The organism is Muricauda sp. SCSIO 64092, assembly GCF_023016285.1.
Classification (GTDB): Bacteria; Bacteroidota; Bacteroidia; order Flavobacteriales; family Flavobacteriaceae; genus Croceivirga.
Genome location: NZ_CP095413.1, coordinates 5,437,091 through 5,449,822 on the forward strand (window position 1 = coordinate 5,437,091; position 12,732 = coordinate 5,449,822).

Consider the following 12,732-nt stretch of genomic DNA (forward strand, 5'->3'; position numbering starts at 1 on the left):
TATCTATTTAACCATTGAAATATTTAGTATTATGAAAAAAGTTTTTCTAGGGATGCTTGGTCTGGCCATTTTATTGAGCTCTTGTGTTTCCCAAAAAAAATATGCGGAACTGGAGGCTAAGCATAAAGAAGCCCAGGATTTGTTGAACTCTGCTACTGTAAAACTCAATGATTGCCTGGAAGAAAGGGCAACGGCAACTTCAAAAATGAAGGCTTTGGAGGACCAAAACGCCTTCTTACGTGCCAACAACCAGGAATTGATCAATAATATGGGGGATTTGACCACCTTAACTGCGAAAGGGGCAGAAAACCTTGAAAAATCATTGGAAAGCCTTCGCGAAAAGGATTTGACCATTAGAAGACTACAGGATGCCGTGACCCGAAGGGATTCCGTTAACCTTTCCTTGGTACAGAGCCTTAAAGGCGTTTTGGGCAATTTGGATGATGAGGACATCGAAGTCAGTGTGGAAAAAGGTGTCGTTTTCGTATCCATTTCAGACAAGCTTTTGTTTAGAAGCGGTAGTTATAATGTTACAAATGCCGCCAAAGAAGTACTGGGCAAAGTAGCCAAGGTGGTAAACAACAAGCCCGATTTTGAATTTATGGTGGAAGGCCATACGGATGATGTGCCTTACCGAAGCGGCGTATTGTTGGACAACTGGGATTTGAGTGCCAAAAGGGCGACTTCAATCGTAAGGATACTTCAAAACGATTATGGGGTCGATCCAAAACGAATGACTGCTGCCGGAAGGTCGGAATATATTCCTGTTTCAACTACCGAAAAGGCCAAAAACAGAAGGACACGTATAGTGGTACTTCCAAAATTGGATCAGTTCTATAGCATGATCGAGGAAGGAATGAAAGATTCTGCCATCAATTAGGATTCCTTCAGGACAAGTAAACAAAAAGGGCGGTCAATTGACCGTCTTTTTTGTTTAAAAAATATCGATGGAACCCTTTCCTTCCCTTAGGATCAAGGGTTCCCCATCGGAAAGGTCAACAATGGTAGAGGCCACATTATCCCCATATCCCCCATCAATCACAATATCCACAAGATTTTGCCATTTCTCAAAAATAAGTTCGGGATCTGTGGTATACTCCAGGACATCATCCTCGTCATGTATGGAAGTTGAAACAATGGGATTTCCTAGGGCCTTCACCAAACTGATGACAATAGCATTGTTTGGCACACGAATCCCTACCGTTTTCTTTTTTTTGAAATCCTTTGGAAGATTGTTGTTGCCGGGCAATACAAAAGTGTAAGGGCCGGGAAGGGCCCGCTTCAATATCTTAAAGGTAGCCGTATCTATTTGCCGCACATAGTCCGAAAGATTACTTAAATCCGCACAAACAAAGGACCAATTGGCCTTGGATAATTTTACGCCCTTGATACGGGCAATTTTTTCCAGGGCCTTTGTATTCGTAATATCGCAACCCAAACCATAAACCGTGTCCGTTGGGTAAATAATCAGTCCTCCTTTTTTAAGAACGGATACTACTTCGACAACTTTTTTAGGGTCCGGATTTTCTTCATACAACCTAATGAACCTAGCCACAAATTTCCAAATTTAGAATTGTACGTTTTTTATTACAGATCATATACTTTAATCATTTTACAATCGTTTTTAGATTGTCCCAAATGAATCATTATGAACAGTATTAGGGGAAGAATACTACTAGCTTTTTTAGCCTTAAGCTTATTGGTAACCCCTTTCGTAATTTTTTCGTACAGCTCCTATAAAAAGGTCAATAGGGCAAAGTACTTTAAAGAGCAGGTCGTTTTTTTCAATATTAACCGCTTAAAAGCGGCCAGTGCATTCTCCAATGTCCTTGATACTGATACTAAGATAGATTCTTTTTACCTATCTGGAACCACAAAAAACCTGAAACGTTACAAAAACTACGTAAGGGTTGCGGATGATGCCCTCCGGGAAGTAAAATCGTCCGAATTTTCACAGGATACCATTGTAGGTGGACGGCTTGATGCCATCCAGAAGAATATTGCAGCACTACAATCCATAATAGATACCGTACTTGCATTACAAGTAAAAAGGGGATTCAAGGATTTTGGCCTTGAAGGGAACATGAGGAAACACATTCATAGCCTCGAAAATGTTGACGGCATTACCTTGGCCGAAAACCTGATGTTGCGCAGACACGAAAAAGATTTTTTTCTCAGGGACGATCCCATCTATACCCAATTGTTAAATAGAAAATCAGATTCCATTATACAAAGGATGTCCGCAAATACCGAAAAAAATCAAAAATCAATAGACGTCCTTAAAAACTACCAGGAGAGTTTTAATGCCATTGTATCCCTCGAGCGCGAAATAGGAAACGAGAACAGGGGATATGTAAGGGAAATCTATGTTTTGAACCAAAGGTTGGACCATGGGATAAACCAGCTCTATCAAATAGTGGATACCAATCTGCAGCTATTGACCAATAGTATCCGTTCGTACATCGTGCTCTTTTTTGTCATTACGGTCGTTTTTGCAATCCTCTTCAGTATCTTTTTCTCAGGGCATATCGCCATTCCCTTGCAGCGTTTGGTAACGGACATGGACTATATAACGGAAAAAAACTTTGAAGGGGGGCTAATGGTACAACCGGGAATAAATGTAAGTGAAATCAATAGGCTTACCTCTACCTATAATTCGCTGATTGCAAAAATACGCCATCAAATCGTTGACCTTAATGAAAACAATAAAGCCCTCAATGGATTGAATGTAAAGCTTAAGGAGTCGGAAGAGGAATTAAAGGAAGCTTCTAGGGTAAAGGACAAATTTTTCTCCATAATCTCCCATGACCTAAGGGGACATACCGGTAATGTACTTTCTTTGGCCAAAATTCTTGACGAGGAATCTACCTTAAGTGAAAAAGAAAAAACGGTTTTCACCAAGTATTTGGTGGATTCCTCCCAAAACCTTCAACTTTTATTGGATAATCTGCTCAACTGGGCCAAGACTCAAATGAACGATCATGATATGTCCAAAAAAGCGTTCCACGTAAGCAAGCTTATCGAGGGCAACATGACACTGTTCAAGGACAATGCTCAGCGAAAGGGTATCGTTATGGAATTTGAACAAAGTAAGGTCTCAAAGGCATTTGCCGATAAGGACATGATGGATTTTGTGATACGGAACCTTCTTTCCAATGCATTGAAGTTCACTACCAAAGGAGATACGGTAACATTCCGTATTTCGGAAAAGGACAATTTTATAGTGATCAGTATTTCCGATACTGGAGTGGGAATGACCAAAAAACAAATGGATACCCTGATGAACGCCAATACGGAAGGCTATACCACCAAAGGAACACAGAACGAAATCGGAACCGGACTTGGCTTTTCCATTTGTAAGGATTTTGTGGAGAGAAATGGGGGTAAAATCAATATTTCCTCTGAGCGTGGTACAGGTAGTGTTTTTTCGTTTACGGTTCCCACCAGCCTAACCCGTGAAAGCATTCTTTCTTAGCCATCGATCACCTCTAATTTCGCAAAGCGCAGCAGCAATTTCTTCACGTCCCCCCTTTCGAACTGTATTTCCGCTTTTTTGTCGTTTCCAACCCCCTCTATTTTCAGTACTTTGCCCTTTCCAAAACGAGTGTGGTTCACCACGCTGCCGATAGCCAAATCCGGTGTTTCGGAAGAGGTGTGATCCGGGTTGCCAAGATTTGGTTTTAACTTTCTAAGTTTCCTTAATTGGTTTTCCGAAGGTTTGGGACCGGAAGGGGGTGTTCCATTTTTAGGTTTTACTTGACGCAACTTGCTTTTATCCACTTCTCCCCAAATATCATTGCCAATTAGGGATTTATAGCGATAGCTGTCGGTAATGGGGGTTAGATTTTCAATATATTGTTCATCCATCTCTTCCAAAAACCGACTGGGTTCGGCATCAATCAATTTTCCCCAACGATACCGATTGCGCGTGTAGGTAAGATACGCCTGTTTTTCGGCCCTGGTCAAAGCCACATAAAAGAGGCGGCGTTCCTCTTCCAATTCACTTCGGGTATTCATGCTCATGGCCGAGGGGAACAAATCTTCTTCCATCCCAACGATATAAACAAAGGGAAATTCCAATCCTTTGGCCAGGTGAATGGTCATCAAAGCCACCCTATCGTCATCGCCAATGTCCTTATCCATATCGGTCGCCAATGCTACATCTTCCAAAAATTCGGTAAGACTGCCCGTGGCCTCTGCCAATTCCTTCTGACCTTCCACAAAATCCTGGATACCATTGAGCAATTCCTCTATATTTTCCAATCGTCCTATACCCTCTGGCGTGCCGTCCTTCTTAAATTCCAACAACAGTCCCGTCTTTTTGGCCACGTGTTCCGCAAGGACAAAGGCGTCTGCGCTTTCGTTCAGGATTTGGAAGCTCTTGATCATGGTAACAAAATCCCCAAGTTTGTTTTTGGTACCAGAATTGATCTTCAAGTCCAGCTTATCCAAACGCTCCATGACCTCAAAAATCGAACGGTCGTAATGGTTGGCGGCAACGGTCAATTTGTCCACGGTAGTTTGTCCAATACCCCTGGACGGGAAGTTAATGACCCGTTTTAAAGCCTCTTCGTCCTTGGGGTTTACTACCAATCTTAAATAGGCAAGAACATCCTTTATTTCCTTCCGTTGGTAAAATGAAAGCCCGCCGTAAATGCGATAGGGAATATCCTTTTTTCTCAGGGCATCTTCAATTGCCCTGGATTGTGAATTGGTTCGATACAAAACCGCAAACGCCCCATTTCCAAGTTGTTGTTGCATTTTGTTCTCAAAAATGGAACTGGCTACATATCGACCCTCTTCGGCATCCGTATCACTTCGATGTATTTTTATTTTGTTACCATCATCATTGGCCGTCCATACCACCTTCTCCAATTGGTTTTTGTTTTTGGCGATAATGGAATTGGCGGCATTGACAATGTTTTTTGTGGAACGGTAGTTTTGTTCCAGACGGTATACGCCAACATCATCATAATCCCTTTGGAAATTGAGGATGTTACTGATATTGGCACCACGGAATGAGTAAATACTTTGAGCATCATCCCCCACCACACAAATGTTTTGATAGCGGTCCGCCAATGCCCTAACAATCAGGTATTGCGAGTGATTGGTGTCCTGATACTCATCCACCAATATGTATTTAAACCGTTCCTGATACTTCATGAGCACTTCCGGAAAACGGTTCAGCAGTTCATTGGTACGCAGCAACAGATCGTCAAAATCCATGGCTCCCGCCTTAAAACAACGATTTACATAGTTTTGATAAATCTCGCCCATCCTCGGACGCTTGGCCATGGCATCCCCTTCCATCAATTCAGGATTTTGAAAATACGCCTTAACCGTGATCAAGCTATTCTTATAGGAAGAAATCCTGTTTTGGATTTGTTTGTACTTGTAAATATCCTTGTCCAGGCCCATTTCCTTAATAATGGAAGCAATCAAACGTTGGGAATCCTGGGTATCGTAAATGGTGAAGTTGCTTGGAAAGCCCAATTTATCACCATCATACCGCAACAAGCGGGCAAAAATGGAATGGAAGGTACCCATCCAAAGGTTTTTAGCTTCGGAGGCACCTACAATATCGGCAATACGCTTTTTCATCTCTCGTGCCGCTTTGTTGGTAAAGGTCAATGCCAAAATATTAAAGGAATCCACCCCTTGCTCCATTAAATGCGCAATACGATAGGTCAATACCCTGGTTTTTCCGGAACCGGCACCAGCTATGACCATGAGTGGTCCCTCCTTGTGTAGCACAGGACTCCGTTGGGCATCATTTAGTTCATCCAGATATGACATTGATCCTTCCTTAAACTGAAAAGGTGAAATTAGCCATTAATTGGAGTTTCGAAAAATGTAACCTTCATTATTTTTAAACAGTCGATGTGAGCCTAAGAATTTCGGGGAGCTCTGGTTGAGGGTTAAAGGTTGAGGGTTAAAGGTTGAGGGTTAAAGGTTAAAGGTTAAAGGTTAAAGGTTAAAGGTTAAAGGTTAAAGGTTAAAGGTTAAAGGTTAAAGGTTAAGGGTCAGGAATTAGGATGCACAATGGGACAAGTGTTGTGTCTCATATCTTATATCTCATATCTTATGTCTTCCGTCTTGACTCTTGATTCTCGGTTCTTGTCTCTTGCAGCACCATGGTCCTGCCCCATGATGGTTCATTTGAATTCCATTTAATATCTTAGGCACCATGAAACCTTTACTTCCCGTTATTGTACTTAGTATGCTCTTGATGTATACCGGAAAAGCCCAGGAAAAGAAAACCGGTCCCATAATTAAGGACTATGGAAAGGTGTGGCCCATTACATCCCCAGATTATAAAATTGAAGCGGATGCCGAATTCAAGGTGGTATTTGATATCATGGACAGTCCAGAAGATACCTCTAAACGCAACGGAAGTATTGAAACGGCCGCCCGTTTTTTGAATATGCATGCCCAAAGTGGTATGTCTCCCGAAAACATGAAAGTTGCCCTGGTAGTACACAATAAGGCTTCCAAGGATATCATCACCAACCAAGCCTATCAAAAACGTTTTGGGGTGGACAATCCCAATGCCGAAATGGTGCAGCAATTGCTGGATGCCGGGGTCGAATTTATTTTTTGTGGACAATCATCACTATCCCGAAATTTTCCGAGACAGGAAACCATGGAAGGCGTGCAACTTTCCCTCTCGGCAATGACAGCCCTAATACAGTTACAAAACCATGGGTATCGCCTGATAAAATTTTAAACACTTGATTATGAAAATTAAAACTACCGTACTGTTATCCTTCTTTTCATTAATGGCATTCGCGCAGGGACCAAATCTTGAAGACGATTATAAGGCCGTTGAACCCAAAGTAATCGAATGGCGGCATGACATCCATCAAAATCCGGAACTGGGGAACAGGGAATTCAGGACTGCGGAAAAAATTGCCAATCATTTGAGGTCCCTGGGGATTGAACTCACCACAGGGGTAGCACATACCGGGGTCGTTGGGGTCCTAAAAGGGAACAAACCCGGTAAGGTGGTGGGCCTGCGTGCCGATATTGATGCACTTCCCGTAACCGAACGCAATGACCTGCCCTTTAAATCTACGGTCACTTCAGAATTTTTAGGGGAAAAAGTAGGTGTAATGCACGCCTGCGGACATGATACCCATACCGCCATCCTTATGGGTGTTGCCGAAGTATTATCCAAGAATAAGAACCAAATCAATGGGACGGTAAAATTCATTTTTCAACCTGCAGAAGAAGGGCCACCTCCCGGGGAAGAAGGTGGAGCCTTATTGATGGTAAAGGAAGGAGTACTAAAAAATCCTGATGTGGATGCCATATTTGGATTGCACATTAACTCCCAAACACCGGTTGGAACCATTCGATATAAAGCAGGGGGCACCATGGCCGCCGCACAGAGTTTTACCATAACGGTAAAGGGGAAGCAAAGTCATGGTTCACAACCCTGGTCTGGTGTTGACCCCATTTTGATAAGTGCAAAAATTATAGATGGGTTACAGACCATTATAAGTCGGGAGGCCAATTTGACCAATGAAGCTGCGGTCATTACCGTAGGTAAAATTAAAAGCGGGGTCCGGTTCAATATCATTCCGGAATCGGCTGAAATGATCGGTACCATACGAACTTTGGATTATGACATGAAAGATCACATCAACAAGCGGATGAAGGAGATGGTGTCCACTATCGCCAAGGCATATGGTGGAGAGGCCACTTGTGAAATCAAGGATGCTACGGATATAACGTTCAACGACCCGGATTTAGTGGCCCAGATGTTACCCACTTTACAGCGCGTGGCTGGTAAGGAAAATGTGGTGAACGGCAAAGCTGTTACTGGAGCGGAGGATTTCTCCTATTTTCAACGGGAAGTCCCCGGGTTTTACTTTTTTCTGGGCGGAATGACCCCAGGGAATACCACACCCTATCCGCACCATACCCCGGATTTTAAAATTGACGATGCCGGGATGCAATTAGGAGTAAAAGCCATGACCGAGCTTACCCTGGATTATTTGAATGCAGGGAAATAATATTGTTGTGTTGGACAAAATCAATAGGCAGCATATGGACGTCCCTACCAATTTACAATGAAAGATATTCAAGTAAAGGTAGATGATGACTATCTTAGCAGCGATTTAATGTCCGTTTACGGTTACGAAAAAACATGGGTACCGTTTAAATCCACAAAGGATTTGTTGAACTGTCCCCACCTAGACGGTAAAACCAAAGCTTATGCATAAAAAAATTACGCTAGTCCTTTTATTGTTTGCCGGAACAGTGTTTACAGTGGAAGCACAAAAGAAAAAGGACCTATTGGATGAAATTGCAATGCTCAAGGACAGCATTACAAATCTGAACGATTCCATTTCCAAAGCCAGTAGGCAGGTCAATGTAAGTGTATCCAAGGCAGCACTTTTTGAAAAAGAGAATACTGAATTGCGGGATGCCAATGCCACCTTATTGAAGAATTTGAGTAGTTTTTCCCAAATCTCCAAGCAGAATACGGAAACGGTGAACAAAGCTTTGGCCAGCTTAAAGGCCAAAGAAGGACAATTACAGTTTATTACGGATAACTTTAGCCAAAATGATTCCACGGCCATTGGTATTCTTACCCAAGCCAAACAAACCCTCGGACCTGATGCCAAGATTGGAATAAGCAACGGGGATGTGATCATTTCCAATAGCATGGATTTTCTTTTTGAAAGTGATCAGGACACCACCCTAACCGAAGGCGCGCGGACTTTTTTACCAAAAGTGGCACAAATACTGATTGCCAATCCGGACAGACAGGTTTTCGTTGAAGGTTTGAACATTACCGGGGAATTTGGGTTGACCTACCAACAGTCCTTTTCGGTGGCCAATGCGTTGATGACCGTGGAAGGGATAAAACCGGAGAACTTGAATATCCTGGTCAAGGATGGAAATTTTAAAGAGGGAATCAATATTCGACTTACCTCCAATAAGGAAGAGTTTTATGCACAGTTAAAGGAGGAATTCAAATAAGAATTGCCATATACTTTTCCCCATAGTTTACCGTTCTTAACACATCAAAACCAAAACACAACATGAGCGGAGACCAGATTTTTCAATTGTTTGCCTATTTGTTACCCGCTGTGGTCACGGGAGCCGTAGCATTCTATTTTTTTCGTTTACATACCAGAAATGAAGAAGGACGAAGACGATTTTTATTACATAAGGATTCCCAAAAAGAAACCTTACCAATACGATTGCAGGCCTATGAGCGTATGGTTTTGTTCCTGGAACGCATAGCCATCAATAATTTGGTTGTGCGCGTTGCTCCAAAAGGACAGAATAAATCCAATTATGAAAATTTGCTCATCAAACAAATTGAAAATGAATTTGAGCACAACCTCTCCCAGCAGGTGTATATGAGCGATGAGTGTTGGAATATCATCAAAGCGGCGAAAAGTGCCACTATTCAGATTATTCGATCCGCGGGAATGAGCGATTCGGAATCGGCCGATAAACTCCGTGAGGATATCTTAAACCAGTCCATGGAAAAACAGTCGCCATCTGCCACCGCCTTGGCATTTGTAAAGAAAGAAATCGGTGATCTTTGGTAAAAAATACACATTGATCTCCACAATGAAACATGCTATCGATCATAAAGGAATTCCTTTATGGGCCCACCACTGATCATTCGTGCAAATCCGGTTCAATGGGCATGCTTTCCACATTCTTGTTCTTGGCATAGAGGTACCCTTTTTTCCACCATAACCTCATTTTTTCCTTGTTGAAAATGAGGGAATTCGTAGTCAAAACGGTTGGGGTGTAATACAGATTGATAATGGCATCCCGTTGATTGGCGACCAGCTTGCCCACACGTATATTCTGGTTTTCGATACGATCCAATACAAAGGAAAACATACTGGTCAAAAGCTCAAAGGGGTTTCGGGATGGCATTCGATTGTAATAGCTTACTTCGGTGCGAAGCACGATAACATCTATTTCGGTCGCGCCACGAACAATGGCCTCTTCAATGGGAACAAGACTTCCCAGACCCCCATCCGCATATTCACAACCATTTTTTCGGACCAAACTCATAAAAGGGGTGTAATTGGCAGAAATCCAAATCCAGTCACAGAATTCATCATAATCAAAATCGTTGATGGATTTGTATTCAATACGATTAAGGGAAAGGTTGGATACCGTGACCACAATATCCTTTGGACCTTGCTTTAAGGTGTTGAACTCTTCCTGTGTAATGCTATTGCGAATAAGTTCCCTTAGGTTCTCACTTTCCCCAAAGGTTTTTTTGCCCCTGATAAAATTCTTAAGGATGTTCCAGTGGTTCATTCCAATAAGATCGGCCCCAAATTTTTTCCGGATAACAAATGGGCAGTTATTGAAAATGCTATCCTGATCGACCGAAGAATAGATGTCACGGATTTTAGTGATCTTTCCCAATCCCAAATGGGATATCAATAGACTTCCTGTTGAAGTACCCACCAGGATGTCGTATTCCTTCTTTGCTTCCTCAATCAGGTAATGGGCTACGCCCCCAGCAAAGGCACCCTTACTCCCACCGCCGGAAATGACCAATGCTTTCATGGACTGAGTACGTTTTTTAATGTTTTCCTTTCCTTTTCCGAAAGTTTTTCCCGTAGGGCGAGCAATTGATTTTTCCCATCCTGCAAAGCGTTTATTTTGCGAATTAACTTTCTCGATGATTTTTTGAATTGCCAAATATGGTGATTGCACGCTTGAACTAGGTTTCTGAGGGAAACATCATTCAATGCACGTATTTGATGTAAATATTGGAAAGCCAATTGCCGTACTTCAAAATTGAAATGTGAAGCGGTATAGCCATTCAATTCGTCATAAAAGGATTTCTTTCTTTCCGGTTGATAATCCTGACTTAGCAATGCCAGTGTCAACCACAGTAATCTTACATTTCTATTGGGCAGTCCCACTACCCCATCCAATTGGTCTAAATAAGCTGCCCTATTTTTAGGGAAAGCATCCCAGAGCTTAAAAAGAACGGTTTCCTGGGTTACATAGCTCTGATCGGTCAGCATGCTTTCAAAATCGGATTGCAGTTCTTTGGGTACTTTGGGAACCGTTAACGCAACTGCCTGTCTTATCCGTAAAGGCGTGTTGGCAATGATTTCACTTAAACTGGAATCTGGAATCCGGTTGCCATAGGTAAAAATAAACTGTCGTTTAAATTCTTCCGGGATTTCATTTTCCCATAGCAGTGCCAGTTTTTGTTCATCCATGATTGTTGTGTCCGTAACTGTATTTTCAATCTCAAAGAAAAGCTTTAAGGACTTGTTGGCTTTCTTTAGATGGGCCTTTACTTCTTGCCATGGGAATTCCTCACTTTCCAACCACTTTTCACGATAATCCGTCAAGTCCAAGCCCGATACCATTTCCATTTCTGAAAGAAAATTGTCAATGGTAACATTCGTAAAGGCGTATTTCTCCAAATAGGCCTTAATCCCCTTTTTAAAGGCAACTTCCCCAATTTCCTCACGAAGCATGGCCAGTGCCCAAGCTCCTTTTTCATAAAAGGTCAGACTATTGGCATTAGGGTCCGTTAACGCTTCCCCACCCTCATTTTCAGAAAGGTTGTGCAAGGTTTTGGCCGTTTGGTACAACTTCCAGTAAAAATGGTCTTCGCCAAATACTTCTTTTTCTGCCAAATAGGCGTAAAAGGTTGCAAAACCTTCATGTAGCCAATGGTGTTTACCGCTAACTTCGGTAACCATATTGCCAAACCACTGGTGTACCAGTTCATGTGCATTGACATTGACATAGTTTTTGTCCACAAAGGCGATGGAATCAATGACATATTGATTGGAGAATACGGTACAGGACGTATTTTCCATGCCCGCATAGAGAAAATCCTGAACAGGGACCTGCTTGTAGTTTTGCCATGGGTATGGAACACCGATCTCTTCCTCCAAAAAATCAAACAGCTCCTGGGTATAGCGATATGTAGGTTCCATTTTTAGACTGTCCTCAGGCGCATAATACAGTTCTATGGGCACTCCAGAGCTGGATTGTATCACTTCTTTGTCAAAATTTCCAATCACAAAGGCGGCCAAATAACTGCTCATGGGATGGTTCATGTCAAAATGCCATTTCCCTGATCCATTGTCCATAGTTTTATCCGTTAACCTTCCATTGGATATAACGGTATATTCCTTATGAGCTGTAATGGTGAAATCGAATTCGATTTTGTCGTTCATATCATCAATGGAAGGCAACCAATGACTGGTATACTTCCCCTGTCCCTGGGTCCATATTTGGGCTTTTTTTCGATTATGTAGATGTAATAATTTGGAATTTAGCGCGGATACTATACCCTTGTATGTAGGGTTTAAGCTATCGGTTTTTTTTAGAACCGAATCCAGCCCATCCCAACCCGTGAAATATACCGCTTGATTCGGTTTGACGGAATAAGTCAATTCCAAAAGGTGATTACCAAGCTTTCTAGGTGCTTTGACACCAATTCTTTGGTTTGAATTTGAATACTTGATTTTCTTTCCGTTTAATTCGACCTTTTCAAAAGTCATGTTTACGGCATCCAAAAAAATGGAATCCGTCCTGGAAATCAAATCAAACTCATAGGTAGCCCATCCCTTTATTGTTTTATTGGAAAAAGAAGGGGTGATTTTAGCATCCACTTTAATGAAATCCACACTTTTCTGTCGCTGCAAAAAACAGAGCAGGGACAACAATAAAAAAACAGGAAACAAATATCTCATACGTAGCCTA

At 42.1% G+C, this 12,732-nt stretch carries 11 protein-coding genes; 7 read left to right on the top strand and 4 right to left on the bottom strand.

Features of this window, described 5'->3' with window-relative positions:
• Positions 1–31: 31 nt before the first annotated feature.
• Entirely contained in the window at positions 32–880 is an 849-nt protein-coding gene (locus L0P88_RS22700) for a flagellar motor protein MotB (protein WP_247132244.1), read from the top strand.
• 54 nt (positions 881–934) lie between these two features.
• Here the strand turns inward: L0P88_RS22700 and L0P88_RS22705 are convergent, their stop codons facing one another.
• Positions 935–1,555 carry an L-threonylcarbamoyladenylate synthase gene (locus L0P88_RS22705; protein ID WP_247132252.1) on the bottom strand — a complete coding sequence of 207 codons (621 nt, stop codon included), beginning with the start codon at positions 1,553–1,555 and terminating at the stop codon, positions 935–937.
• A 93-nt stretch (positions 1,556–1,648) separates the two neighbouring features.
• On the opposite strand from L0P88_RS22705, the gene L0P88_RS22710 reads away from it, so the two are divergent.
• Complete coding sequence (locus L0P88_RS22710) at positions 1,649–3,475, top strand: sensor histidine kinase (RefSeq protein WP_247132278.1); 1,827 nt, start codon at positions 1,649–1,651, stop codon at positions 3,473–3,475.
• Here the strand turns inward: L0P88_RS22710 and L0P88_RS22715 are convergent.
• On the bottom strand, positions 3,472–5,796 hold the full coding sequence (locus tag L0P88_RS22715) for an ATP-dependent helicase (RefSeq protein WP_247132283.1): 2,325 nt from the start codon (positions 5,794–5,796) through the stop codon (positions 3,472–3,474). The two genes, L0P88_RS22710 and L0P88_RS22715, sit on opposite strands and share 4 nt — an antisense overlap.
• 391 nt (positions 5,797–6,187) lie before the next feature.
• Here L0P88_RS22715 and L0P88_RS22720 point away from each other — a divergent pair, with 391 nt between their 5' ends.
• From L0P88_RS22720 to L0P88_RS22740, 5 genes are all read left to right on the top strand, one after another.
• Complete coding sequence (locus L0P88_RS22720; protein WP_247132289.1) at positions 6,188–6,727, top strand: DsrE family protein; 540 nt, start codon at positions 6,188–6,190, stop codon at positions 6,725–6,727.
• Positions 6,728–6,779: 52 nt separating this feature from the next.
• On the top strand, positions 6,780–8,018 hold the full coding sequence (locus tag L0P88_RS22725) for an amidohydrolase (protein WP_409557742.1): 1,239 nt from the start codon (positions 6,780–6,782) through the stop codon (positions 8,016–8,018).
• Positions 8,019–8,075: 57 nt separating this feature from the next.
• On the top strand, positions 8,076–8,228 hold the full coding sequence (locus tag L0P88_RS22730) for a hypothetical protein (protein ID WP_247132300.1): 153 nt from the start codon (positions 8,076–8,078) through the stop codon (positions 8,226–8,228).
• Entirely contained in the window at positions 8,221–8,991 is a 771-nt protein-coding gene (locus tag L0P88_RS22735) for a hypothetical protein (protein WP_247132302.1), read from the top strand. Before L0P88_RS22730 ends, L0P88_RS22735 begins: the two co-directional genes overlap by 8 nt.
• Before the next feature lie 62 nt (positions 8,992–9,053).
• Positions 9,054–9,572, top strand: a complete 519-nt coding sequence (locus L0P88_RS22740) for a hypothetical protein (RefSeq protein ID WP_158778900.1) — start codon at positions 9,054–9,056, stop codon at positions 9,570–9,572.
• A 73-nt stretch (positions 9,573–9,645) separates the two neighbouring features.
• Here L0P88_RS22740 and L0P88_RS22745 read toward each other — a convergent pair whose 3' ends face one another.
• Together L0P88_RS22745 and L0P88_RS22750 are read right to left on the bottom strand one after the other, a co-directional pair.
• The gene (locus tag L0P88_RS22745) at positions 9,646–10,560 is read right to left on the bottom strand and encodes a patatin family protein (RefSeq protein WP_247132304.1); all 915 of its coding nucleotides are present in this window, start codon (positions 10,558–10,560) and stop codon (positions 9,646–9,648) included.
• Positions 10,557–12,722, bottom strand: coding sequence for a M1 family metallopeptidase (locus tag L0P88_RS22750; protein WP_247132306.1), 2,166 nt, complete (start codon positions 12,720–12,722; stop codon positions 10,557–10,559). The genes L0P88_RS22745 and L0P88_RS22750 overlap by 4 nt, the downstream gene beginning before the upstream one ends.
• Between the last annotated feature and the right edge of the window lie 10 nt (positions 12,723–12,732).

Bases quoted from the DNA above. Each gene is read 5' to 3' on its own strand.
- L0P88_RS22700 (WP_247132244.1), top strand. From the start codon at position 32: ATGAAAAAAGTTTTTCTAGGGATGCTTGGTCTGGCCATTTTATTGAGC.
- L0P88_RS22710 (WP_247132278.1), top strand. From the start codon at position 1,649: ATGAACAGTATTAGGGGAAGAATACTACTAGCTTTTTTAGCCTTAAGC.
- L0P88_RS22715 (WP_247132283.1), bottom strand. From the start codon at position 5,796: ATGTCATATCTGGATGAACTAAATGATGCCCAACGGAGTCCTGTGCTA.
- L0P88_RS22720 (WP_247132289.1), top strand. From the start codon at position 6,188: ATGAAACCTTTACTTCCCGTTATTGTACTTAGTATGCTCTTGATGTAT.
- L0P88_RS22725 (WP_409557742.1), top strand. From the start codon at position 6,780: ATGGCATTCGCGCAGGGACCAAATCTTGAAGACGATTATAAGGCCGTT.
- L0P88_RS22730 (WP_247132300.1), top strand. From the start codon at position 8,076: ATGAAAGATATTCAAGTAAAGGTAGATGATGACTATCTTAGCAGCGAT.
- L0P88_RS22735 (WP_247132302.1), top strand. From the start codon at position 8,221: ATGCATAAAAAAATTACGCTAGTCCTTTTATTGTTTGCCGGAACAGTG.
- L0P88_RS22740 (WP_158778900.1), top strand. From the start codon at position 9,054: ATGAGCGGAGACCAGATTTTTCAATTGTTTGCCTATTTGTTACCCGCT.
- L0P88_RS22745 (WP_247132304.1), bottom strand. From the start codon at position 10,560: ATGAAAGCATTGGTCATTTCCGGCGGTGGGAGTAAGGGTGCCTTTGCT.
- L0P88_RS22750 (WP_247132306.1), bottom strand. From the start codon at position 12,722: ATGAGATATTTGTTTCCTGTTTTTTTATTGTTGTCCCTGCTCTGTTTT.